The organism is Amycolatopsis sp. FU40 (assembly GCF_021903635.1).
Taxonomy (GTDB): Bacteria; Actinomycetota; Actinomycetes; order Mycobacteriales; family Pseudonocardiaceae; genus Amycolatopsis; species Amycolatopsis dendrobii.
Genome location: NZ_CP091381.1, coordinates 9,711,575 through 9,734,979, shown reverse-complemented (window position 1 = coordinate 9,734,979; position 23,405 = coordinate 9,711,575). Strand labels below are relative to the sequence as shown.

Sequence of the window (23,405 nt, the reverse complement as noted above, 5' to 3'; positions counted from 1 at the left end):
AGCGGCCCGTCCGGGGACGCGCGCACGTGCACGCGAAGTCAGCCCAGCGAGTGGACTGCGGAATTGATTCTACCCCCTGCCACCAGGCCCGCCCCTGCGGGCGGCCTTCGCCCGGCCCGGGGTTGTCCACAACCCCGTCCGCCTGTGGACAACTGCCGCTGAACAGCGGGTTCCGGTCGGGCGGTGGCCGAGGATGGGGACATGACCACTACGCGATCTTTTCCCGTTGCCGCTGCTGCTTCCCGGACTGCCGATTCTCCTGCGACATCCTTGTTGCGCGCGCCTTCGGCGCCGAGTTCTTCGCCCGCTGCCGGTTCCCCCGCCGATTCCCGTGCGGCTCGCCCGCTGCATTCGCCCTCGACACCGGGCACTTCGCCCATCGTCGCCGCTGCGGCCGGCCCCACCGGCTCCCGCACCGCATCCCCGCTGCGCACGCCCTCGACACCGAGCCGGGCCAGTTCAACGCCCTCCCCTGTTCCTCGCCCGGACAGAGAAGCGAGCAGCCACGCCGGTCCCTCGCCGGTCCCGTCTCCCCCGGATTCGGCTCACCCAGTAGTCCTGGCGACCGCCGCCCTGCTCACCCAGCACCCACCTGCGGCCGCAGCCCTGCTGAGCCCGGACGACGCGGTCCCGCCCGGTACCTGGACGGGTTCTCTCCCTCGAAGCGGCCGTCACCGCAGACCACCCGCCAGACCGCCCAGAATCCGCACCGCGCTCCGCCGCGTCTGGGCCCGCGCGACGTCCGCCGCCGGCACCGCCAACCGTTACGCCCTCTTCGTCTCCCGTCGGCTCCTCCGTCCTGCCCGCCCCAGACCCGCGGCCCTCTTGCCGAGCATCCGGATCTCCCTGCCCTGCGATTTCAGCTGGGGGCATCCACCCCTGCGCTTGGCCGGGGCAGGCGGCGATCTCCCGCCGTTCAGCCGCAAAAGCACCACCCGAACGTGGCTGATCCTGGCGACGGTCTTGACCCTGTCGGCGGGCTCAGCCGCCCTCTTCCACTCCCGAGCCGACGCCGCGCCCCTCCAGCCCGTTCCGGAAGAACCCGGCCGCCTCGCCTGGCCTCTGACGCCCCGCCCGCACGTCACCCGCAACTTCGAACCGCCCGCGACCCCGTTCGGCCCAGGCCATCGAGGCGTAGACCTGGAAGCCGCCGCCGGACAGCAAGTACTGGCCGCGGACAGGGGAGTGGTGGTCTTCGCCGGTCAGGTCGCAGGCCAGGGAGTTGTCGCCGTAGACCACGACGGCGGCCTCCACACGACCTACCTCCCGATCGCCCCGGCAGTCGCCGCCGGAGACCAGGTCTACCGCGGACAGCCGCTGGGAACCGCGGCCCCAGGCCATCCCGGCTGCCCGACCGCCGTCTGCCTGCACTGGGGAGCCCGCCGCGGCACGGAATACATCGACCCGCTCGCCTTGGTCGGCACCCCTAGCCGGGTACGCCTCAAGCCGTGGGCAGAAGGCCCGTGACACCAAGGAGGCCCCGCCTCTCGCCGGCCGATCGATCCGAAGGAGGTCACCAGGCTCAAACCACCGCCACGTCGACCGTGGCCCGCGCCGAACGCACGCGAGCACCGGACAGCGTTGCGGCAAAGGCAGTCGCCATTGCGCCGGGTGCGGATCCGGGGTTCAGCCGCTGGGTTGCTCCATCAGCTTGGCGCGCAGCCGCATCACCGCGCGGGTGTGCAACTGGCTCACGCGGGATTCCGTGACGCCGAGGACCTTGCCGATTTCCGCCAGGGTCAGGCTTTCGAAGTAGTAGAGGCTGACGACGATCTTGTCCCGGTCGGTCAGCTGCGCGATGGCTTCGGCGAGCTGACGGCGGTTGTCCTGGTCCACGAGGACGGCCACCGGGTCGACCGCGCCGTCGTCGGGGAGGGTGTCGACCAGCGAGCCGGCGTCTTTGCCCGCGGCGACCAGGTCTTCCAGCGCCACCACGCTGGTGAGGCGGAGCTGGCCGTAAAAGTCGCGCAGATCGTCGAGGCTGATGCCCATTTCGCCGGCGAGTTCGGCGTCGGTCGGGGTTCGGTGCAGGCGGGCGCCGAGGCGCTCCAGCGCGCGGGCCGTTTCCTTCGCCTTGCTGCGCACCGCGCGCGGTACCCAGTCCTGGGAGCGGAGGTCGTCCAGGATGGCGCCCCGGATGCGTTGCATCGCGTACGTCTCGAAGCGCAGGCCGCGTTCCGGATCGAACTTCTCGATCGCGTCGACCAGCCCGAAAATGCCTGACTGCACAAGGTCGCCGACGTCTACGTGTGTCGGCAGACCGGTGCCGACCCGGCCCGCGACGTACTTCACCAGCGGTGCGTAGTGCAGCACCAGCCGGTCGCGCGACGTCTGGTCCGGTTTGTCGGCGAACTGCTGCCACAGCGCCTGAATCCCCGCGTCGACGTCCTGAACAGGACGACCGTCCCCGTTGACGGCGTCCTGCACGCCGGGGCGTTCCGCCCCGGCTTCCGTGACCTGCGACGTGGAAGTCATTGCACGGTCGTTCTCGGCGTGCTGCTCAGTGTGGTCTCCGTGCTCGTGCGGATGCGCGTGCGCCGGCGGTTCGGCCCTGCCGTCCCCGGCCGAGCCGCCGCCGGCCTCTTCAGGCCCGCGGGTGTGCTCGGTCATGGATCGCCTTCAGCCGATCGACGGTCACATGAGTGTAGAGCTGGGTCGTGGCCAGCGTAGCGTGACCAAGCAGTTCCTGAACGCTCCTGAGATCGGCACCTCCTTCGAGCAGATGCGTCGCGGCGGAATGCCTTAGCCCGTGCGGCCCCATGTCCGTTGCGCCCGGCACCGCGGCCACCGCCTCGTGCACCACGCGGCGCGCCGCGCGCGGGTCGAGGCGCTTGCCGCGAACGCCCAGGAAAAGCGCCGTCAACGGCGTTTCCCCAGCCAGCGCGGGCCGTCCGTCCTCCAGCCACGCGGTCAGCGCCTCGGCCGCCGGGACGCCGAACGGAACTGTCCGCTCCTTGTCTCCCTTGCCCACCACCGAAACCACGCGGCGGGAAAAGTCCACACTGCCGACGTCCAGTCCGCACAACTCCGACACCCGAATGCCGGTTGCGTACAGCAATTCGACCAACGCGCGGTCACGCAGAGCGACCGGATCCCGTTCGGCTGCCCCTTTCGCGGAGGCGTCCATGAGCGCGTCGGCCTGTTCGGCACGGAGCACTCCGGGCAAGGTCCGGTGCGTGCGCGGCGCGGCCAGCCGACCGCCCGGGTCCGACTTCAGCAAACCGGTGCGGTGCGCCCAAGCCGTGAAGGTGCGCGCGGCCGCGGCGCGGCGCGCGAGGGTGGTGCGCCCGGCGCCATCCGAGCGCTGCCCCGCGAGCCACGCCCGCAGCTGCGTGACGTCCAAGTCCTCAAAGCGCCGCGCGGGACGGTCGCCCTCCCCCGCGGTCACGAACGCCAACAGCGAGACGACGTCGCCGACGTACGCGCGCACGGTGTGCGGCGACAGCCCACGCTCCAACGACAGATGCCGTTCGTAACCGGCGACCACCGACTCGGCGGACTCCGGCAATTCGGCGCGAAGTGCACGAAGATCGGGTCGTGGCGGGCGTTTCCGGTGTCCACCGGGACGCGTGACCGCGTCCTTGCGTGCACTCGCTGACGGCATGGCGATTACGCTGCGCGAACCATCGCCATTGGTCAAGCATCGCCACGCCCATCATCGGTTGGCCGTTCGGACGATCTGCCGCCAGCCGGTCTCGCCGCGCACCGCGAAGCCGTCGATTTCCAGTGCGGGCAACAAGGCACGAACTCGGGAAACGGGCACTCCAGCGCTTTCCGCGACCTCCTCCGGAGCCCGGCCGGCCCGGGGAAGCAGCGCGTCGTAGACCCGTGACGCCTCCGGACCGAGATTGTCCGTGGGCCGCCGATGTGGCTCAACGGCCGGAGCCGCGGCGCCGAACCGGCCCACGGTCTCGAGCACCTCGTCAACTGACGTGACCAATGTGGCCTTGCAGTCCCGGATCAGCGCGTGGCAACCGGCTGAACTGCCCGAATGCACTGATCCCGGCAACGCCATCACGACCTTGCCGAGCGCGCCCGCGATCGTGGCGGTGTTGCGCGCACCGCTGCGGATCCCGGCCTCCACAACGACTGTGCCGTCGGTAAGGCCTGCGATAAGGCGGTTGCGCACCAGAAATCGATGGCGCGCGGGCGGCGTCTTCGGCGCGTACTCGCTGACGATCGCGCCGCCCTCGCCGACGATGCGGTCCAACAAGCCGCTGTTCCCCACGGGATAGGAATAGTCAACTGCGCAACCGAGCAGCGCGACAGTGACTCCGCCGCCACTGAGCGCACCTCGATGGGCGGCGGCGTCGATGCCCAGCGCGGCACCGGAGAAGACCGGTACTTGGCGGATCGCCAAGGCGTGGCCGATCTCGAGGGCGTTGTGCAGGCCGTAGTCCGTGGCCATCCGCGCGCCGACGACCGCCACCGCACGGTCCGCGACTTCGGCCAGGCTCGCGTCGCCGCGCACCCAGAGTCCGAGCGGCGCCGCCACGTGCTTCACGCCGTTTCCGGCTGCTACCGCCAGCGACAGCAGCGGCCACGCGGGCCATTCGTGGTCTTCGGGAACCACGAGCCGGGCACCGGCTTTGGCGGCCTCCTCAAGATCTCGTTCCGCGACCGTGGATTCCCGCCGTGCGGCCGTTTCGCGGAAAACCTTCTCAGGACAGTCCCCCGCCCGGACCCGTTCCGCGGCCTTGACCGGGCCGTGTTCGCCGACGAACTCCAGCAGGTGCGGCGCCGGTGGTTCAGCGACGCCGAGCAGATACGCGCGGGCGAGCCGTTCGGAGTCGGTCGCCGCTGTGGTGTCCTCGACGGCCACGCTCACGCCGCACCTCTTCGGCCACCAGGGTTTTCGGAGCGGACGACGGCGAGGTGGCGGTGCAGCGCCAACCGTTCTCGGACCCGGACCGGATCGTGTTCGGGGCGGATTTCCCGGCGCCGGACCGGATGCAGATGCCGGACGATCTTGTGCTGCGGCGTCTTCGGCCTGCGGTGCCGGGTGCGCTGGGACGAGGACGGGACGGCTCGGTCGGACATGGTGCTTTCCTTTCGTCGGAGGTTCCGGACGGGCGGGTTTGCCTGGCCGGGTTGGGACATCTGGTCGGGCTCCAGCGGGCTGGGGCGGGCAGGTTTCGGGCTCGCTGCAGGCACAGCGCGCGTGGCCGTCGGTCTGACGGTCTCGGTGCACGGCTGAGCAGGCATCAGAACCGCCGCGGTCGGGCCGTCCGCCGAGGCGACGCTCAGCGGCGCGGTTCCGATGACGTCCGCCACGTGGGCATCGGCCTGACGGCACCGGGCAGGATGCGCTCGCCCGCGTCGGCGTGAGCCTCCGGCGGCGAGGGCATCGCGAACGGCTTCGAGCTGATCCGGTCGGGACGGACCGTCCGTCCGTCCGGGGCTGGAGTTGCCGTGGATTCGGCGCGCGGGGTCGGTCAGCCGGTTTTGCGTTCCCGGAAGTCCAGGGCTGCGGTGACGTGGTCGGCGTCGGGTTGGGGCAGGGCTGCCAGATCGGCCAAAGTCCAGGCGATGCGCAGGCATCTGTCGGCTCCCCGGGCGGTCAGCAAACCCCGGTCGAGGGCTCGGTCCAGGACTGCGGTGGCGGGTGGCGGCAGGGCGAAGTCTCGGCGCAGGACGGGGCCAGGGACTTCGGTGTTGGATTGCCAGCCGTGTTCGTGCCAGCGGTGTTTGGCTCGGTCGCGGGCGGCTAGTACTCGGGCTCGGACGGTCGAGGACGGTTCGGGGGTGGTGGATTGGTGGGCGGAGATCGCGGTCAGGGGGCGTAGGCGGACGCGGAGGTCTACTCGGTCCAGGAGAGGGCCGGAGAGGCGCGACAGGTAGCGGCGGCGAGTGGTTACTGAGCAGGTGCAGTCGGTTTCCCGGGGTGGCGCGCAGGGACAGGGGTTGGTGGCCAGGACCAGTTGGAACTGGGCGGGATAGCGGACGACGCCCTTCGCGCGGGCGATGCGGACTTCGCCTTCCTCCATGACGGTGCGGAGCGAGTCGAGGCGTTGGTTGCCGAATTCGCAGGCCTCGTCCAGGAAAAGCACACCTCGGTGGGCCCGGCTGATGGCGCCGGGAGCGGCCAGGCCGGTGCCGCCGCCGATGAGGGCCGGGGGGCTGATCGAGTGGTGTGGGGCGACGAAAGGCGGGACTGTCACCAGGGGCGACGACTTGGACAGGGAGCCGTCTACCGAGTGGATGGCGGTTACTTCCAGGGACTCGGCTGGAGAGAGATCCGGCAGCAGGCCGGGGAGGCGTCTGGCCAGCATGCTTTTGCCGACGCCGGGCGGGCCGGCGAGCAGGAGGTGGTGGCCGCCTGCTGCGGCGACTTCCAGGGCCCATCTGGCTTCTGGCTGGCCTACTACGTCGGCCAGGTCGGGGACTTCCGCGGGGGCGGCACCCATCGGAGCGGTGGGGAGTTCCAGGTCGGCTTCGTCTTTGAGCCAGGCGATCAGTTCGGCCAGACGGGTTACTCCGGAGACTTCCAGGCCGTCCACCAGAGCGGCTTCGACCAACGACTCAGTGGGCACTACGGCGCGTTCGTGGCCTGCGGCTTTGGCGGCCAGCAGGCCGGGAAGGACGCCGCGTACCGGGCGGATTCGGCCGTCCAAGGCCAGTTCGCCAAGGAGGATCGTGTGCAGGAGTTTCCTGGCTGGAACGGCGCCGATGGCCGCCAGGACGGCGGCGGCGATGCCCAGGTCGTAGCCCGAGCCCATTTTGGGCAGGTTGGCTGGGGAGAGGGCCAGCGTGATCTTGCCGTCCGGCCAGGATTGGCCGGAGTTGCGGACTGCGGAGCGGACTCGGTCTTTCGCCTCGCGGAGGCCGGCGTCGGGCAGGCCGACCAGGGTTACTCGGCTCAGGCCGCCGCCTAGGTCGGCTTCGATTTCCACTACCCGGCCTTCGATGCCGAGCAATGCGACGGACCAGGTTTTGGCGTGCGGCATCAGAAAGCACCTATCAGGTGCCGGACGACGGGCTCTTCGCCGTCGGGAGCGTAGACAGTCACGACGTCATAGCGGATGCGGCACCAGCCGACCCGGTGTTCCTTGAGCCAGCGCATGGCGGCTCGGTGGACGCGGTCGATCTTGTCTGGCGTGACGGATTCGGCCGGGGTGCCGTACTCGGTGCTGGAGCGGGTTTTGACTTCGCAGAAGATCACCCGGTCCCGTTCGGTTGGCGAACTGCATATGTTGCGCAACTGGGTCTCGGCCGCCGCCCGAGGGGAAAGTAGACGGTACGCTGACGACTGCACCTCTTCGCGGAGGGACGGCCCCGGGTAGCTCCCGGGGCCACGCGAAGGGGCTACTCCGCGAAGCGAGGTTCACCATGTCCGATTCCAGTGACCTCGGCCGTCGGATCCGGGAGATCCGCTCGTGGCGGCAGATGGACTTGCGCACCGCCGCCGACTTGGCCGGGATTTCGTTCAGCTACCTGGGGCAACTGGAGCGCGGCGACAAGCCGGTCAACAACCGCCGTGTCCTCGAGGCTCTGGCGATGGCGTTGCGGGTCTCGCCCACAGAGCTGACCGGGCAGCCTTGGGCGCCGGTCGATCCGGTCAGCAGCGACGCGCATGCCTCGCTGCACGAGGTTGAGACAGCCCTGGAAGCGTACGAACTCGGCCACGACCCCGGTGTCGAGATGCGCCCTTGGCCGGAGATCGCCTCGGACGTCACCCAACTGATCGACCTGATGCACGTCCACTCCGACTACGCCGGGCAAGGCAACCTGCTGCCGTTGCTGCTGCCGGAGCTGCACGCCGCGTACGTGCGTGACCCCAGCAACCGGGTGCACATTTTGCGCGCGCTGGTGCGGGCGTACGCGTCGGCGACCTGGACGACGAAGCGGCTCGGGGGGCGCGGGCTGCCTGCCATCGCCGCGAGACTCGCCCAGGAGGCGGCCGATGAACTCGGCGAGCCAGCCTGGACCGGGTTCGCAGCGTGGCTGCGCGGCGACGCCACAGGCCAGCTGAGTCGCAAGCAGCAGTACAACCGCAGCGTCCGGACCGCAGACTCGCTTGTGCCGCACCTCGATGAACCCGACGTGATCCAGGCGTACGGCATGTTGCAGCTGTCCGCCGCGCTCGCGTCGGCCGCGCAGTCCGACCGCGACACCGCCGCCACCCACCTGGACGAGGCGAATGCGGTCGCGCAACGGCTCGACGACGAGGTGGGAAGCTTCGCGCGGCTCTGGTTCGGCCGTGCCAACGTCGGGATCTGGCGAGTCTCCCTGGCGACAGAGTTCGGCGACGGCCCGAAGGTGGCCGAACTGGCGCGCGGCGTACACCCGGAGTTGATTCCCTCGCCGAGCCGCAAGGCAGAGTTCTGGGCCGATCTCGGCAGGTCCCTGTTGGACGACCCAGGCACCCGGGACAAGGGTATGACCGCGCTGCTCAACGCGGAGAAGCTCGCTCCGCAGCGGATCCGCAACGACGTGTTCGTGCGCGAAGCCGTGTCCAACCAGCTACGGCGCGCGCGGCGAGACGCGGGTGGCCGGGAGCTACGCGGGCTTGCCTGGCGCATGGGCATTGCACCGGTCGGGTGACGAACGGGCCTTGTGCACTTCTAGTGCACAAGCCTTGACCAGCGGCTTCTAGCGTCTCCCGGCATGCGGGGATGGAACAAGGAGCGCAGCGTCAAGACGGTTGACTCGACGGGCAGGACCGTCAGGATCACCACCGGACTCACCACGACCGTCCAAGGCGATCTCGTTGTGGCGATCGCGATCGACAGCCAGGTTGCCGCCGGGCCCAGCGCGATTATCCCTGTTGCGGACAGAATGCGTTTGATCAACAACTTGCACGCGTCGTTCGACGACCAGGCCAGGAAAACAGGCCGGAGGCCGTCGTGATGGGCATGATGTGCGGCGAGCTGCCCGCCGAGGACGTTGCCGCAGTGACCGATGCCGTGCACCGGTGGGAGAAGGACGGCCGGAACCACCGGTTCGAGCGCGGCCAGTTCACGTCGGGGCAGGCTGCGGCCTGGCCGAAGTGCACGAGGGGTGTCGCGATACCGCAGCGCACGTGCTTCCTCGACGAACTGTCACCTGAACTCGGCGACGACCGCGACCGGACCAACGACTGCCGGCCCTGCTTCTCCGACGGACCCCCGGCACCGCGGAAGCGGGCCTGGTGATCGCGATGGACGAAACACCCGAGACCGTCGCTCCCGAGACGACGGAGCAGAAACCCGAACCCGTCGAACCGGGTCCGGACGCGAGCGTGGACGCGTGGGTCCACTACATCAACCAAAAGTATCCGCGCCACGGGGTCACTGCTCCCGGCTCGCACATGGGCCGTCGATGAACTCCCAGCACGACACCGGCCTCCCACCTTGGTCTGTTCCTGGGCCGTCGTCGTGCTGGGGTGCGCTCTTTCCCGAGAGCGCGCAGGCCGGTGGCTGCTCAAGCGCGGAGCGGCCACCGGCCACCCGGATCACCCCGGTAGCTGCGACGGCTCCCCCGACACCGCTGCGGTATCCGGGTGCGCCCCACGGGACGGGGCGCGCGGGCGGCGGCCCTCCTCTTTTCCCTTCTTTCCGGGAGGGCCGCCGTCCATCCATCTCCCAGTCGCGGTGCCGCTTAGGGCAAAGGGCGGCGCGACGCCGACTGGTGAGCCCCGCGAATGGATCCGCGGGGAAGGGCCGGTGACCGCACTCCTCGGTCACCGGCCCACCTAGCACCTGGTCGCCTCGCTTCCCCCGACGTTGCGAGGCGACCAGGTACCAAAGGTCGCGCTACTGGCGGTAGCGCCAAGACTGCCGCCGGAGTTATCTGATCCAATCGCACAGAGAGGAACAGCTACGATGACCCGCATGCTTAAGAGGTTGCTCGGTGCTGCGCCCAGCTTTGATCACCCGTGCACCTGCATCGAGAAGAACGGCCGCCGTACGGTCTGCCGCACCTGCGGCGCACCCTGCCATTGCGGCCTGTGACCACCCATCGACGCGAGGCGGACATGCCGCCGTCGCTGTACCTCGGAGAGACCCGTCACACGGGCTGGTTCAGGCCGACGTGTCCGCACGGGTCGACCGAATGGGAGGGCGCGAGCCCTCAGTGCGAAGACCCAGCCTGCATGCGGCGGTGGGCCTTGCGATGGGGCGTCCCCGTCCTACTGATCATTGCGGGGATCCTGGTCTTGGCGCTGACCGTCTTCCGCGAACCCTGGCCGGACTGCGGGCCGGGCGGCGAGCACCTCGGTCGAGACACCTGCGTTTATCGGTGACCCGTCGCCTTGTAACACCAGAGGTGATCGTTGCGAGTACAAACCGGACACGGATAGCGGCGCGGCCCACAGGAGACACCCCGATGGCAACCAGCACGGTCAGCACCTCCACCGGAACCATCTGGATCATCGGCATCACGCTCGGGGTGCTAGCCCTCGTCGGGACGCTCGTTGCTCTCCTGCTGACGTCCAGCAAAGAGCCCAGCCAGCCGGCAGCGAAAGCCGCCCCCGATTACGAGGCCGTCGCGCGGGACACAGCATCGATCATCTTCCCCGGGTCGACTGCGTCCAAGGAAGACATCCAGCAACTGCTGCCTTCCTCGAAGCGTGCTACCGACGCCGCGTGCGACAACCTCAAGCACATGACGCGCGACGAGGTTGTCAGCTACACCATGGTGAATGTCGGGGATCGCAACAAGGCAGACCGGATCGTCGACTCGATGGAGCGCAACGTCTGTTCGCGGAAGTGACGGCACGCGAAAAGCCCCCGCGCTCGACCGCCGTGAGGCGGGAGCGCGGGGGCTTTCTCGTCGCCCGGCCGGAGGACCGGGCAGGCGGGGTTATGGGACGGTTTCCGACTGGTAGATCGCGTTGCTCTGCGACTGCATGTAGTACGTCGCGCCGCCGTCGTGCGACCAGGCATCCGGGTCACGCTTGGACTGCCACAGCTGGCGCTCGCCCGAAAGCGAGGACTGGTCAATCCACTGAGCCGGTTCGCTGGTGAGCGGGCTCAGCGGCTTGAACTGCAGCAGCGTCTGCACCTGCTGAAGCGCCGCGGCGCGCGCGGCCGGATCGGTGTAGTCCGCGAAGTTTCCGACGATCGCGATGATGCGGGCCCGGTCGGGGTCGACGATGCCCTGGTAGTCGAGTTCGTAGGCGGCGTGGTCGCCGAGAGCGGTCACGGTTCCTCCCAGGTCAGGTGATGCGCAGCTTCCCGAACGGCGCGACGGGCTGTTCGGTGGTGTCAGTGATGCGATGCCAGGTCTCGTAATCCGCCGGCGCGAGCTCGACGGCGCCGGGGCCGACGAGCACACCGAAGACCCCGCTGCCGAGCGAGACAGCGGACCGCCAATCCCCCGCCGCGGGCCGCGTCCCCTCGAGGACGACCGCGAGTTCGATCTGCAATGTCGCGGGGTCGACGGGCGTGCCGTCCTCCAGCGTGGCGGCGACTTTCGCGCGGACGTACTCGCGGCTGAGCCGGTCCTGCCTTTTCATCCGACCTCCTGGACGTGCCACGCCGGCGGCGGTTCGGTGACGGTGATCCAGCTCGTGGTGAGCAGTTCGACGGTGATGCGGCTGCCGACGAGCGCGGCGGCGACGGTGATGTCGCGGTCGCGGCCGGATTGTGTCTGCGCGGTCATCGCGGCTGTGGCGGCCGCGGCGAGCAGCGCCTGCACGTCGTGTTCGGGTGCGGCAGTGAACCCGGCGGTGGCCGCGGCGTCGAGCGCCGCGGCCCGGTCGGTGTGTGGTGCCAGGTCCGCCGCCGCGGCGGCGGCGACGTCGAGCAGGGTTGTCCGATCGGCGGCGGCGATCGCGTCGACCTCGGCGAGGGCGACCGCGTTGAGGGTGCTGGCGGTGGTCCGGTACGCGGACGCGCCGACTTGCGCCATCGCGGCGACGTCGAGCGCGGGTGCCCGGTTGGCGAATGGGCTGAGGTCGGCGCGCGAGGTGGCGGCGACGGTCATGCTGGCTTGCCGTTGGCTGGCCGGGGTTAGGCTGGTTTGCGCGACGGCGGCCGCAGTCAGCGCCGCGGGGCGTGTGGTGAACGCTCCGACGGATGCCTGTGCGGTCGCCGTGGCCGTGAGGGTGGCGTTCTGGGTGCCGCCGAGCGGCGGGTCGGTATCGGCGGCCAGCGGAGTGGTGCCCGCGGCCAGCGTCCTGCTGTTGCCGGATCCGTCGGTGAGCGCGGCCGCCGCGAAGTCCCAGGACGCCCACGCACCGGTCCGGACGGGGGTGGCGCTCTGGCTTTCCGCCGCGATCTCGGCGTCGGTGAGCACCGCCGTCCAGATCCGCCAGTAGGCCAGCGCCCCGTTCAGCCACTCGGAGCCGTCGGACGGCGACCGGCCGAAGAACGTGAGCCCGTCCGGTGTCACGCCGGACGCTACGGTGCCGGTGATCTTCGTCAGCGACCCGGGTGTCGTGCCGTAGTAGAAGCTGCACGCCCCCGCTGCTCCGAGGGTCGCGGCGATGTACACCCAGGTGTTGAGGGCGATCTCGGCGCCGATGAGACCGGACGGGTTGCTGGCGCTGTAGACAGCGACGTTGCGGCCGTTGCTGCCTTTGAATCCGAGGATCCAGGCGGTGTTGCCGCCTGATCCGCTGTGGAGCCGGATGCTGGGGTTGAAGCTCGACGCCGCCGCGCTGACGATCTGTGCCCAGCCGCCGATGGTCCATGCGGTCGGCGACGGCGCGGAGCTGAGGCTGACGCGGTCGGTTGCCGCGTCCGAACGCGCCGCCATGGCCTACGGCGTGTTGTTCAGCGAGAAGGTGAGCGCGCCGGGCGCGAACGTCACCAGATCGCCGGCGAGCGTGGTGATGCTGGTGCCGAGCGTCCCCCACCAGCTGTACCGCGGCGTGCCGCCGGAGTCCTTCAGGTTCGCGCCGACGACCGTCGCGGCCGGCATCGGACCGAAGCTGATCGCAGAGTTGTTCGAGATCGAGCCGGTCGCGGTGTCGCCGGACGTCGGGTACGTCTGGTCGGCGTACGAGCCGCCGGAGACGGGCGTTCCGTTCGCGGTGGCGCTCGGCGCGGTCGTAGTCAGCTCCACTTTGGACGCACCGGTCGGCGCGACGTAGGCGGTGCCACGAATCGAGGCGTTGATCAGGCGTGCGGCCTCGGCCGTTTTGAGTCCGCTGGGCATCTCAGCTCACCTTCCCGAACACTTCGTTGCGAACGTTCTCCGGCAGTTCCTGGATGGCTGCGTTGATCGCGGCACCGTTGGCGACGAGGTGTTCGCGGTACTCGTCGCCGGTCAGGTTCTCCGCGCCCTGGCGAGCGATGGTGCACTCGGGGCAGCCCTTGGCCGCGTGGCAATCGGTGTGCCACGCAGCGATGTCACCGGCTTCGGTGACAGCCTGGTGGCGCGGGTGGTCGTCGTTGATGGCGCAACCCGGGCAGGTGCGGTCGACCATGGTCAGCCCTCCTTCGGGGCGTCGGCCGCGGGCGGCGTGCGGGGCACGTCCTCGGCGTAGATCGGGTCGAGTTTCGAGACCGGCACGACCTTGCGGCGGGCCAGGATCGTCGAGACGATCGAGCCCGCGAACCCGATCACAGACACGACGATGTTGACCGTGCTGTCGGGGATGACGACCCAGCCGGTGGCGACGACCGCGACGAGCAGCGCCCGCACAGCCTCGGCGATCGCGACCGGTTCGGTGCTGCCGCCCGCGTCGGCGTGCTGGCCGATCATGCGCCGAGCTTCTTGGTCAGATCCGCGAGCTGCGCGCGGATCTCGTCGAGCGCGGCCGTCTGCTTGGCTTCCTGGTCGGCCTGCCACTGCCGCCAGTTCACCAGCGACACGTCGCCCTGCTTGCCGTCCTTGTTGAGGTCCGGCGTGTTCGCCAGCACCGAGTACAGCCAGTCGACGCGCTGCTTCAGCTCGACGAATGCCGGGCCGAATGTCTGCTTCCCGCCCGTGGCCACGTAGACCGCGCCGAGGGTCGCGTCGATGTCATGGACCTTGTCCAGGATGAACTTCTGGTCCGCTTCGGACAGTGCCATGAGGAAACCTCCGGTCGTGGTGGTGTTGTCGTTGCTGACGGCGACACGGGCGCGGAACTGGCTCATGTCGAAGTTCGGGTCGTTCTTGCGGCCGTGCGGGGAGCAGACCTCTTTGTGGCCGAGCACCCTCGAGACCGGCAGCCCGAACGCGGCGCACAGAGCGCGACACAGGCGGGCGTAGGCGTCGAGCTGAACCTCCGGCCACGCGCTCCCGCCGTCGCTCTCGGCCTCGATGCCGATCGAGTTCTGGTTCTGCTGCCACGACTGCAGCACCGCGCCGGCGTGCCAGGCGACGCCCGCGGCGACTACGTACACGGTGCCGTCGCGGCCGAGACCGTAGTTGCACAACGGCCCGGGAAGGTCGCTGCGCCCGTTGGTCACGATGCCGAGGCTCGGGTAGTTCCCGGGTGCTGTGGCTGGGGTGGCGGTGTGGTGGCAGACGATGCACTGCACGCCCGCCATCTGGCCGTGGCCGCGGGTTTGCCAGCCGGGCTGCTCGACGACCTTGAGCCCGGCGGAGCGGGCGATCGTGGCGAGCGAAGTCAGGTACATGGTCATCCTCCGGGCGGGGTGGGCGTTGTGGTCGGTGTCTTGCTGGGCGCGGGGTAGGTCGCGACAACGCACTGCCAGGTGTCGGCCGCGCCGCCGTCCGCCAGCTGAACCCGGATCTGCGCGAAGCTCCCGCCGTTGGGGCACAACGCTTCCGGATGCTGGTGCAAGTAGTCGGAGAAGATCGCTTGGATCTCGTCGGCTGTCGGCGTGTGACCGTCTTTCCCCGGCGCGCCGTCCTTGCCCGCCGCGCCGTCCTTGCCGTTCGCCCCGTCTGCGCCCGCCTTCCCCTCCGGACCGGACGGCAGCGGATTCGCTGCCAGATACGCGGCAAGCGAGGTGAACATTTCCTCTGGTGTCGGGCCCGCCGCGGTGACCGGGTTCGCCGCGAAGTACCGGGCGATCGCTGGACCCAGCGCGGTGTACGGCACGTACTGGCCGGCCAGCGACGCCAGCACCTGCGCCGTCGCGGACTGCGCGATCACGTTCGTGTCCGGCACCGTGCCGGGCGTCGGGATCGGCACCGGCTCCTGCCCGCGCGCCTGCAGCTCCCCGTTCGCCTTGTCCCCGGCTTTCTTCGCCGCGTCAGCCTGCTGGCGAAGCGTGGTTACCGCCGCGTCCGTCGCTGCGCTGCGGAAATACAGGTCGGTGATCGCGTACCCGACACCGGCGACGACCAGCGCGGCGACGACCGCCGCGGCGATCACGATCCGCGGGAACCATCGCCGCACCTCGGCACGAGCCTCGGCGCGCGCGACGGTCGGCGCCGTCTCGGCGAGCTGGTGCACGCCCTCCCGGACCTGGCCGAGCGCATCGTCAGTGCGGTGATCGTCCACGGATCTCCCCGTTCCACATCGGATCGAGCCGGTAGACCAGCCCCTTCAGGGCTGCGTTCTCCTGCACGAGCTTCGCGTTCGCCTTCAGCAGGCGGCGGTTGTCGTCCTGCGCCTCGTCGCGCTCGCGCCGCGCATCCGCCATCGCGTCGCTGACGAGATCGAGCGCCTGGTCGGTCCGGCGCACTGCCGCCGGCGCAGCCGGAAGCGTGGCCGCTGAATCGGGTGTTGCCGGTTCTTTGGCGCGTCGCTGCTTGATCCGTTCGACCAGAACCGGCGAATAGGCGGTGACCAGAACACCGATCAGGGTGAGAACGCCGAGCAGGATTGCGAGCCACGGCGGCCCGGCGCTCGGGTCGACCTCGTCGGCAGCGAACAGCACGTGACCCCCTCGTACTCGGCATCACCTCGATCTGGCTGCCGTGTCACGCAGGCGTGCCGATCACTATCCATGCCCCTCGGCGGCTGGCGTCAATGTCGACGACGTCGTTGACCGTCGGGGTGTAGTGCTTGTACCGCGGGAGCGTCATGATCGCGTCATCGACGGCGACGATGACTTTCGTGCCGGAGATCCCTGCGACTATGCCTTGTTTCCTCTGGGAGGCAACGAGTTCCTCCAGCCGTTGCCACAGGACGTCTATCATCCGCACGGGGCCTCCTAGGATTCGGCGGGCAGCAGGAGGTCGGACCGCGTCGAGCAGGTCAACGCTCCCGAGGCGGTGAGCGGGATCGTGAGCTTGTCGATGATGTGGTTCGCGCGCCCGAGTTCCGCGTCGTCGAGTTCGATGACGTCGCCCGCCGTGAGCGCCGGGTTCACCACGATGCTGAAGTCGACTTTGCAGGCAAGACCAGTGGTTCTGGCGAGGAACGCCCGGCCCGCGGCGATCGCCTGCCCGGTCGAGGTGATCGCCGGTGAACTGTAGAACCGGGTTCTGGCCCCGAACGGCCCGCCGACATAGGTCGGGCTGTTCTCGTCGTCATCGGAGACGATTTCGCGGACGGGCAAGGATCCGTCGGATCGCTCGCCGTTGATCACCCACCGGTTCCAGACGTTGTCGCGGTCCCATTCCTCGTCGGTGGTGAGAACGTTCCCGCCGGACCCAGTGCGCGCGTACCAGACCGGGGCGTCGCCGAGTGTCGGCAGCGGACGGACGATGACCTGCCCGATCTGGTCGAAGAACACCTCCGCGCCGATGGCGTCGGCGAGCTTCTCGATCCCGTCGCCCCAGCGTTCCTTCTCGATGTCCATCACCGGCGCAATGTCGGTGTTGCCGGTGTAGTCGATGACCGGGTAGTCCTGGCCGAGCGTTCCCCAGATCAGCTGTTTGATCCCGGCAATGTATGTCGCGCCCGCAGCAGTTTGCGTCGGTGCGGCGAACCGGTCGTCCGCGACCCACTGCGAAGGGTCGACCAGGTCGATGGTCGCCGCGCTGCGGCTGTCGGACGACCGGGCGCGTTTCGTCTTGTTGAGGTAGAAGACGCCCAGCGGGATCCATTCCGGTTCGGGCTGTTCCGGGATGACGATGCCGCGCCAGAGCGCGCAGGTCGATCCGAACGGCGTGAGCAGTTCCCTCGGGGAGACCGGCCACAGTCCCGGGTCGGTGACGAGCGTCGCTGTGCGCCGGACTTGGCTGCCCGAGTCGACGTTCACTTCGCCGTCGAGCACCGGAACCGTGCGCGTCCCGAAATACGGGGACTGCACGACGGCTTTAACGTCCACAGTGTGGCTCGTGCCGAGGATGTCCCTCGCCCGGTCACTCAGATCCCACACCGCGACCGCCTTTCACACCGCCGGGGCCGCGACCTGCACCCACGACGCACTGATCTTCAGGTACTTTTGCCAGTCCGCCGCGCCATCCGGATCCTCGTTGGCGTCGTCCAGGGACAACCAGACACCCGGCCCCCAGTTGTGGTCGGCCGGCGCCCGAAGGAAGAGCGGCCAGTTGTCGTCGAGGAAGGCCCACAAGGCGGCGGTCGACTGCTCGTCGAACGTCCACATCTGAATGTCCTCAGTGGACACCCATCCGGAGCGCCGCCGCTGCGACACGGTGATCGCGAGCGGATCGTCGATCGCCTGGAACACCGTCCGCCCGGCCTTCTTGCCGCGCAGCGGGCGCTTCGAGCAGAAGATTTCCATTGGCGCGGACGGGGTCTTCGGGTGTGTGAGCCACACCCGGCCCAGCGACTCCAGCGTCGCGCCGCCCGACGTCATCGACCCGCCCTTGCGGGACGGGTTCACTAGCACGTACCGGACCGGTTCGTCGACCGGGCATTCGCCGTCCTGGATGACGCACAGCGGAGCGAGCGCTGCCGACGACAGGTCCGGCACGCCGAGCCACGTCGCACCGTAGGTAGCGCCGTCGAAGTAGGAGCCGTCGGTGACCCGGCGTTCGATGGTGATGCCGTCGAGGCTCACCGATCCACTGGCCGGGAGCCCCGCGGCGACCAGTTTGATCGTCGCCGAGACGCCCGCGGCCGGTGTCGTCAACCGCACGACCTGACGCGCGAACTGCCCGACGCTGCGGTTGATGTCGTTGCTGCTGAGCGACGCTGTCGAGGTCGTGAGCGGCAGCCCGCCGGAGTCGACCCACTGTGCCTGGACCGTGAACCCGGATGCGACCGCGGACAGCCGCACGTCGAACGCGATCGTGAGGTCGATCCCGGGCGGAAGGGCGTTCGGGACCACCACGCCGCACGATCCGGCCGATGCGATTGTGGCGCGCAGGTACGACTTCCCTTGGGTCGCGGTGCCGTCGGTCACCTGCGCCAGCGTCGGCGTGCCGAGATCCGCCAGCACGCCGTTGAGGCCCGCCTCGAACGACGGGTTTTGGCAGTAGTTCCTCCGCGTCACACCGGCGACGGTGATCGGGCTGCCACCGCGGACCGGTTCGAGCGTGCCGTCCATGCGCAGCCGCACCAAGCTCAGGAAATCGGCGTCCGGCCACCACGCGGTGACCTCCATGACGCCCCGGTCCGGTACCGGCCGGATGCTGATGCCGCCGCCCGGGTACGAGATCGGCGACAGGCGACCGGCCCACCCGCGCATACCGCGGGCAAGCGTGCGGTTCGGGGTGTAGATCCAGGTCGGCGTTCCGCCCGGGATCGGCGGCGGCGCGCTCTGCTGGCCCGGCGGCACCGACGAGCCGCTCCCGCGGGCGGCCCACGCCTCGCGCGCCCGCGCGCCGCGAGCCCACGCCATGGGTCAGAACCCCATCGAGATGTACTGGAATGCCACCGCCACACCGCTGCCGACGTTGGCGCCGCCCGAGATCGCGTAGAACCCGATCGTCACCCCGGTCGCGGTCTCCGACGACACCACCGCCACCGCCGGAACCCCCGTGCTCACCACGCCGAGAGCCGTGGCGATCGTCGCGTTCGGGAACGGGGTCTGGTGCGCGACGGTGATCAGGCCGTTCGTGGTCGTCGTGCCGACCTTGTGGCCGCCGCGCAGCAGGACCGCCGACCCGTCCGGGATCGTCCCGCTGCGCCGCGGACCCGCGTCCGCCGCGAACGCGACCCCGACGCTCGGCGCCCACAGGCCGTTGGCACGCTCGGCGACGTCTTTCTTGTCGCCGCGCATCACCCGGCCGCCGATCGGCGAATCCGAGGGCATCGACGACGCCAGCCGCGCCAGCACCGCGTCATACGACGTCGGCGCCGCTTCGACCCGAGTACCGGCACCCCACGCCTGCGCGGTCGTGCCCTCCATGCCGCGCGTCACCGTCACCGTGTTCGACGCCGAAGTGTGGGCAGTCACCCACACGACCTCGTACGCGCCGAGCGTGTCGTCGTGCAGCACCAGCGGCAAATACTTGCCGTTGGTGCCGTAGTCGGTGTCCAGACCGACGAAATCCACCGACTGCAACGTCGAACTCGACACCGTCGCCGCGGACAAGAGCGAAGTCGAGAAATAGTCCTTCGTGGCACGCTGCTCGAAAGCCACCTGTCCTCCTAAGTTCTGCGGCCGCGGGCGAACTCCGCGCCGGACGCGTGGTCCGCCGCCTCGATCCGCGCGTCGATAAGCGGCACCAGCACGCCGCCGATGTTCAGCGATCCGGAAATCTGCAACGGCCCGGAAAACCCTGCCGTGGACGCACTGCTGCCCATGGTTTGTGCCGCGATCCCGCCCGTGGCGTACCGGCGCAGCAACGCGAATCCCATGCGCCTCGCGGTCTCCTCGAGCAGCGCGAGCGAACGACTGGATCGGTTGATAGGGATGTACGCCTCGTCGTCCCGCACCCGGTCGCCGATGACCCGCCACGTGTTCGGCGGAACGATGTCCGCGAGACCAGCGCGCATCGGCCGCAGCCGCTCGAACCCGCCAGCGGCGTACGTCTTCAGAATCCCGCCAGCGGCTTCCATCGCCATGCCGCCCGCGGGCCGGTATCCGACCGGCATGTTCTGGACGCCGCCGCCGACTGTCTTCACTCGGATGATCGACTCGCGGGGACGTGCCGCATAGTTGATCGCTGCCTCGGCCGCGCCGGTTTTCGCGTCGACCTGAATGACGCCGACGCTGCCGTCCGCGAACCTGACGACCTGGATCGTTTTGTCCTTCGCGGCTTGGTTGAACGCGTCCACCGTCATGTACCCGCGCACGCCGTTGGCGTACTGGACGGCAACCATGATCTGTCCGGTGGCCGGGTCCTTGTTCGCGTCGACCGTCATCACGCCGAGCGAGCCGTCCGCGTACTGAACCGTCGCGTTCACCTTGCCGGTCGCCGGATCGACGTTCGCGTCGACCGGCATGACGCCCTTCACGCCCGCGGCGTACTCCGGCAGCTTGTCGATCGCCGACTGCGCCGCAACGACATTCGCATCGACCTTGATTTCCTTGCCGTCCGGGAGCTTGTACACCGCCTCACCGAGATCGTTGAAGCTGACGTGCAACCCCGCCGCTGCCGCGCTCGTCGCGTCCAAGCCCGCGATGTAGGTGCGGAGCGCGTCCGGTATCCGGTCCTTATACGTCCCGGCCAGCCGAACCGCCTCAGCGTTCGCCGCGGCGAGCCCGTCCTGCTGCTTCAGGATGTCGCTGCTGGCCTTGCTGTTGGCCGTCGCCTCCTGTCGTTTCGCCGCGATCACGTTCAAGATCGCATGCTCCTCGGCACGGGCAGCCGCCGAGTACTCCTCGCTGTTCGCGCCGTGTTCCTTGAGCGCGTTCGACGCATCCTGCTGGGCGGACTTCAACTGCGCCAGGGCATCCTTGTACGCCAGGTTTGCATCGGCCGCCGACAGTGAAGCCTGCGCCTGACGCTGCTGCGCCTCGTACAGCTTCACCGTCTCCGTCGACACGCCAGCCTCAGCCGACGCCAGCAACTCGAACGTCGCCTGCGCGTCCCGGTTCGCTTTGATCTGCTCGCCGAGCGCGCCCGTGCCGTCCAGAATGTGCGTGATCAGCGCCTGCTGCTCGTCGGAAAACTTGCTCGACGCGACCGAACCGGCCTTGCCTGCCGCGACGGTGCTCGACGAGAGCGCCTTGACCTTCGACTCTACATCGGCGTACGCACCACCGTTGTTCAGCAGTTCATGGTTGATGCCTTGCAGGCCCTGGATTTGCTTGTCGTTCAGGCCAGCCTGCCGCGAGATCCGGTCGATCACACCGTCCGACGCCTTCGCGACCTCGTCGAGCGCTGTCTTGTTTCCGTTCGCAGCCGCCGCATACAGCGCGAAACTGCTCCCGGCGATCTTCGCGTTCTCGGCGACATTCTTGTCCGCCAACGCTTTGTTGTTCGTGCTGATGACCGACTGGTCAATCGCGCCGCCCGACTGCTTGTACGCGTTGGTCAGCTCGTCGACCTTCTGCTTGTACGCCGCAGCCTTCTGCGCCGCCTCCTCCTGCTTCTTCGAGAACAGCGACAACACCACACTCGCGCCCGCAAGCGCCAAGCCCCACGGTCCGCCGAGAACTCCCATGATCCCGGACGCCGCGGACTTGAGAAGGCTCCCGCCCGCCGCCGCGACGCCAGCGACCTTTCCGAACCGCTCCGCGCCACCCGAGGCATTGTCGAACGCGGCACGCGCAGCCGACAGCGCCGACGACCGCTCGACGATCGTGCCCATCGCGGCACCCATCGTGCTGATCGGTGTACCCGCCGCGGCCGCGCCGTCACGGATAGCGCGGGTCTGCTCCACAAACCCGCGTGTCGCTGCGACGGCCGGGATCGTCGAACTGTTGAACGCCGCCATGTACGAACCGAGTCGCCCGACCGATTGGCCCGACGCGGCGGCTTCGCTCGCGACGGACCGGAACCCCTTGGCCTGCAAGCTCAGGTACCCGCTGGTGGACTGCGCGATCGCTCGTTGCGCAGCAGCTTCATCACCGAACTGCCGGATCGTCGACACCGCAGACCCGAGCCCGGACGCGACCGCCCGAACCGGCGCGGTGATCGTGCCGATCGCGGATCCGACAAGACCTACTTTCCGCGACGCACCATCGGCTTCGCCGCCGAGGCTGGAGAACCGATCCTTGAGCGATCCGATGATCGACGGACCGACCTTCAGCGCGAGCAGCGCGACCGCGGCAGTCTGGATCGGGCCCGGCAGGCCGCCGAAGAACTGCGCCAGTTCGCCGACACCCTCAGCCAGCGGCTGCACGATCTTGAGCACGAGCTTCGCCGCGTCATAGCCGAGTTCGAGCGCTTCCCGCGCCGCGCCGATCGGACCGCCCGCAGTCGCGAAACCCTGACCGATCTTCGCCGCACCCCGCGCGAGAGGCTCCGCGACGTCGACAGCCTGCCGCGCCACATCGACGAACCCGCCGACGATCGTCTTGCCGACCTCGAGACCGCGCGCGCCGAGCGCCTTCGCCGGGTCGACGAACGGCTTCAGCAGCCGGTCCGCTGCCGACGCAACCTCGCCCGCGCCGGACTGGACGCCCTTCGCGATCCCGGGCCCGAATTCCTTGCCCGCGTCGGACGCCTGCTTCACCAAGCTAGCGAGACCGTCGGACACGACCGGCCCGTACTTCGAGACCGCGTCCGCGCCCATGCGCACCGCGGACTCGAGCGGCGGCCCGATCGACTCGAAAATGTCGATCGCCGTCGTTTCGAGCTGGCTCTTGAAACCCTCGATGGCGCCGCCGAGGCCCTTGGTCTTCGCGGCAGCAACGTCCGCGGCACCACCGGATTTGCTGACCGCGGAGGCCATCTGGTCCCACTGGTCCGCGGTCACGCCCGCGGCGACGCCGGCGAGCCGGACGGCGTCCGACCCGAACACGGTCGCGGTGGCCTGCTGGTACTGGGCGTCCGTCATCTTCTCGGATGCCGTGTGCAGCTGCTCGAACAGCGACTTCAGGCCGACGAACTTGCCTTGCGCGTCGTAGACCTTGAGGCCGAGCTGCTCGATGGCTTTCTGCGCGGGCTTCGACGGGTTCGCCAGTGCGAGTAGTGCGCTCTTCAGCAGCGTGCCAGCGTCGGAGCCCTTGATGCCCGCGTTCGCGAACAGGCTGAGCGCGGTCGAGGTTTCGTCGATCGACAGCCCGAACTGATGCGCCACCGCGCCGACTTGCTGCATCGCCTGCGCGAAGTCGGTGATCTCGCCGGACGCGGCGTTCGCCGAGTTGGCGAGCACGTCGGCGACATGCCCGGCCTGGTCCGCGCTGAGCCCGAACGCATTGAGCGCCTGGCTCTGGATCTCGGCGGCGCTGGCCGCATCGACCTGAGCCGCGGCCGCCAACTGCAGCGTGCCTTTGGCCGCGGTCATCGCCTGGTCAACGCTGAGCCCACCCTTGGCCAGCTCGGTCATCGCCGCCGCGGCGTCCGCCGCCGACGTGGCCGGGAGGTCCATGTCGGCGCCGAGACGCTTCGCGGTGTCCCCGACGAGCGCCATCTGCTCGCCGGTCGCGTGGCTGACGGCCTGCAGTTCGTTCAGGCTCGACTGGTACTCGATGCCAATGTCGATGGCCTTCTTCAGCCCGACAGCTGCAACGGCGGTGCCCGCGGCGACCGCGAGCCCCAGTCCTTTCGCGACAGTCCCGAGCGGGCCCGCCGCCGACCGGAGCTTCCCGCCGAGCTTCTCGGGGAAGCCACGCGTGTCCGGCTCGACAAGGATGTCGATCTTCCCACCGGCCACGTGATCACCC

At 69.3% G+C, this 23,405-nt stretch carries 26 protein-coding genes; 6 read left to right on the top strand and 20 right to left on the bottom strand.

The window, feature by feature from the left end:
• Window positions 1–951: 951 nt before the first annotated feature.
• Window positions 952–1,467 carry a murein hydrolase activator EnvC gene (locus tag L3Q65_RS46285; protein ID WP_370648246.1) on the top strand — a complete coding sequence of 172 codons (516 nt, stop codon included), beginning with the start codon at window positions 952–954 and terminating at the stop codon, window positions 1,465–1,467.
• A 159-nt stretch (window positions 1,468–1,626) separates the two neighbouring features.
• Here the strand turns inward: L3Q65_RS46285 and L3Q65_RS46280 are convergent, their stop codons facing one another.
• The 6 genes from L3Q65_RS46280 to L3Q65_RS46255 all read right to left on the bottom strand — a co-directional run bounded on the left by L3Q65_RS46280 (window position 1,627) and on the right by L3Q65_RS46255 (window position 7,162).
• Entirely contained in the window at window positions 1,627–2,610 is a 984-nt protein-coding gene (locus L3Q65_RS46280) for a FliA/WhiG family RNA polymerase sigma factor (protein ID WP_182895654.1), read from the bottom strand.
• A complete protein-coding gene (locus tag L3Q65_RS46275; protein ID WP_237598511.1) occupies window positions 2,585–3,604 on the bottom strand; it encodes a tyrosine recombinase XerC in 1,020 nt (339 codons plus the stop codon). The genes L3Q65_RS46280 and L3Q65_RS46275 overlap by 26 nt, the downstream gene beginning before the upstream one ends.
• 51 nt (window positions 3,605–3,655) lie before the next feature.
• Complete coding sequence (gene dprA / locus L3Q65_RS46270) at window positions 3,656–4,828, bottom strand: DNA-processing protein DprA (RefSeq protein ID WP_182895653.1); 1,173 nt, start codon at window positions 4,826–4,828, stop codon at window positions 3,656–3,658.
• Window positions 4,825–5,040 (bottom strand): hypothetical protein, encoded by a 216-nt coding sequence (locus L3Q65_RS46265; RefSeq protein ID WP_182895652.1) that lies wholly within the window; start codon window positions 5,038–5,040, stop codon window positions 4,825–4,827. The genes dprA and L3Q65_RS46265 overlap by 4 nt, the downstream gene beginning before the upstream one ends.
• Before the next feature lie 395 nt (window positions 5,041–5,435).
• Window positions 5,436–6,947 carry a YifB family Mg chelatase-like AAA ATPase gene (locus L3Q65_RS46260; protein WP_237598510.1) on the bottom strand — a complete coding sequence of 504 codons (1,512 nt, stop codon included), beginning with the start codon at window positions 6,945–6,947 and terminating at the stop codon, window positions 5,436–5,438.
• Window positions 6,947–7,162, bottom strand: a complete 216-nt coding sequence (locus L3Q65_RS46255; protein WP_237598509.1) for a YraN family protein — start codon at window positions 7,160–7,162, stop codon at window positions 6,947–6,949. Before L3Q65_RS46255 ends, L3Q65_RS46260 begins: the two co-directional genes overlap by 1 nt.
• A gap of 224 nt (window positions 7,163–7,386) precedes the next feature.
• On the opposite strand from L3Q65_RS46255, the gene L3Q65_RS46250 reads away from it, so the two are divergent.
• The 5 genes from L3Q65_RS46250 (at window position 7,387) to L3Q65_RS46230 (ending at window position 10,692) form a co-directional block, all read left to right on the top strand.
• Window positions 7,387–8,544, top strand: a complete 1,158-nt coding sequence (locus tag L3Q65_RS46250; RefSeq protein ID WP_237598508.1) for a helix-turn-helix domain-containing protein — start codon at window positions 7,387–7,389, stop codon at window positions 8,542–8,544.
• A gap of 63 nt (window positions 8,545–8,607) precedes the next feature.
• Window positions 8,608–8,850 (top strand): hypothetical protein, encoded by a 243-nt coding sequence (locus L3Q65_RS46245; RefSeq protein ID WP_237598507.1) that lies wholly within the window; start codon window positions 8,608–8,610, stop codon window positions 8,848–8,850.
• A complete protein-coding gene (locus L3Q65_RS46240; protein ID WP_237598506.1) occupies window positions 8,847–9,134 on the top strand; it encodes a hypothetical protein in 288 nt (95 codons plus the stop codon). The genes L3Q65_RS46245 and L3Q65_RS46240 overlap by 4 nt, the downstream gene beginning before the upstream one ends.
• A 5-nt stretch (window positions 9,135–9,139) precedes the next feature.
• Window positions 9,140–9,304 carry a hypothetical protein gene (locus L3Q65_RS46235; protein ID WP_182891104.1) on the top strand — a complete coding sequence of 55 codons (165 nt, stop codon included), beginning with the start codon at window positions 9,140–9,142 and terminating at the stop codon, window positions 9,302–9,304.
• Window positions 9,305–10,305: 1,001 nt separating this feature from the next.
• Window positions 10,306–10,692, top strand: a complete 387-nt coding sequence (locus L3Q65_RS46230) for a hypothetical protein (RefSeq protein WP_237598505.1) — start codon at window positions 10,306–10,308, stop codon at window positions 10,690–10,692.
• A gap of 90 nt (window positions 10,693–10,782) precedes the next feature.
• Here L3Q65_RS46230 and L3Q65_RS46225 read toward each other — a convergent pair whose 3' ends face one another.
• From L3Q65_RS46225 to L3Q65_RS46160, 14 genes are read right to left on the bottom strand one after another with little or no spacing between them, the layout of a single operon-like run.
• Window positions 10,783–11,124 carry a hypothetical protein gene (locus L3Q65_RS46225; protein WP_237598504.1) on the bottom strand — a complete coding sequence of 114 codons (342 nt, stop codon included), beginning with the start codon at window positions 11,122–11,124 and terminating at the stop codon, window positions 10,783–10,785.
• Between the two features lie 13 nt (window positions 11,125–11,137).
• Window positions 11,138–11,437, bottom strand: coding sequence for a hypothetical protein (locus tag L3Q65_RS46220; RefSeq protein ID WP_237598503.1), 300 nt, complete (start codon window positions 11,435–11,437; stop codon window positions 11,138–11,140).
• Window positions 11,434–12,681 (bottom strand): LamG domain-containing protein, encoded by a 1,248-nt coding sequence (locus tag L3Q65_RS46215; RefSeq protein WP_237598502.1) that lies wholly within the window; start codon window positions 12,679–12,681, stop codon window positions 11,434–11,436. Before L3Q65_RS46215 ends, L3Q65_RS46220 begins: the two co-directional genes overlap by 4 nt.
• 3 nt (window positions 12,682–12,684) lie before the next feature.
• Window positions 12,685–13,083, bottom strand: coding sequence for a hypothetical protein (locus L3Q65_RS46210; protein ID WP_237598501.1), 399 nt, complete (start codon window positions 13,081–13,083; stop codon window positions 12,685–12,687).
• A gap of 1 nt (window position 13,084) precedes the next feature.
• On the bottom strand, window positions 13,085–13,354 hold the full coding sequence (locus L3Q65_RS46205; protein ID WP_237598500.1) for a hypothetical protein: 270 nt from the start codon (window positions 13,352–13,354) through the stop codon (window positions 13,085–13,087).
• Between the two features lie 2 nt (window positions 13,355–13,356).
• A complete protein-coding gene (locus L3Q65_RS46200) occupies window positions 13,357–13,632 on the bottom strand; it encodes a hypothetical protein (RefSeq protein WP_237598499.1) in 276 nt (91 codons plus the stop codon).
• Window positions 13,629–14,495, bottom strand: a complete 867-nt coding sequence (locus L3Q65_RS46195; protein WP_237598498.1) for an N-acetylmuramoyl-L-alanine amidase — start codon at window positions 14,493–14,495, stop codon at window positions 13,629–13,631. Before L3Q65_RS46195 ends, L3Q65_RS46200 begins: the two co-directional genes overlap by 4 nt.
• 2 nt (window positions 14,496–14,497) lie before the next feature.
• Window positions 14,498–15,328 carry a hypothetical protein gene (locus L3Q65_RS46190; RefSeq protein ID WP_237598497.1) on the bottom strand — a complete coding sequence of 277 codons (831 nt, stop codon included), beginning with the start codon at window positions 15,326–15,328 and terminating at the stop codon, window positions 14,498–14,500.
• Window positions 15,309–15,707 (bottom strand): hypothetical protein, encoded by a 399-nt coding sequence (locus tag L3Q65_RS46185; RefSeq protein ID WP_237598496.1) that lies wholly within the window; start codon window positions 15,705–15,707, stop codon window positions 15,309–15,311. The genes L3Q65_RS46190 and L3Q65_RS46185 overlap by 20 nt, the downstream gene beginning before the upstream one ends.
• A gap of 43 nt (window positions 15,708–15,750) precedes the next feature.
• Window positions 15,751–15,975 (bottom strand): hypothetical protein, encoded by a 225-nt coding sequence (locus L3Q65_RS46180; protein WP_237598495.1) that lies wholly within the window; start codon window positions 15,973–15,975, stop codon window positions 15,751–15,753.
• An 8-nt stretch (window positions 15,976–15,983) separates the two neighbouring features.
• A complete protein-coding gene (locus L3Q65_RS46175) occupies window positions 15,984–17,096 on the bottom strand; it encodes a DUF5047 domain-containing protein (RefSeq protein ID WP_237598494.1) in 1,113 nt (370 codons plus the stop codon).
• Window positions 17,097–17,108: 12 nt separating this feature from the next.
• The gene (locus L3Q65_RS46170) at window positions 17,109–18,524 is read right to left on the bottom strand and encodes a hypothetical protein (protein ID WP_237598493.1); all 1,416 of its coding nucleotides are present in this window, start codon (window positions 18,522–18,524) and stop codon (window positions 17,109–17,111) included.
• 3 nt (window positions 18,525–18,527) lie between these two features.
• The gene (locus L3Q65_RS46165) at window positions 18,528–19,268 is read right to left on the bottom strand and encodes a hypothetical protein (RefSeq protein ID WP_237598492.1); all 741 of its coding nucleotides are present in this window, start codon (window positions 19,266–19,268) and stop codon (window positions 18,528–18,530) included.
• A gap of 8 nt (window positions 19,269–19,276) precedes the next feature.
• The gene (locus L3Q65_RS46160) at window positions 19,277–23,395 is read right to left on the bottom strand and encodes a phage tail tape measure protein (protein ID WP_237598491.1); all 4,119 of its coding nucleotides are present in this window, start codon (window positions 23,393–23,395) and stop codon (window positions 19,277–19,279) included.
• Window positions 23,396–23,405: the final 10 nt, after the last annotated feature.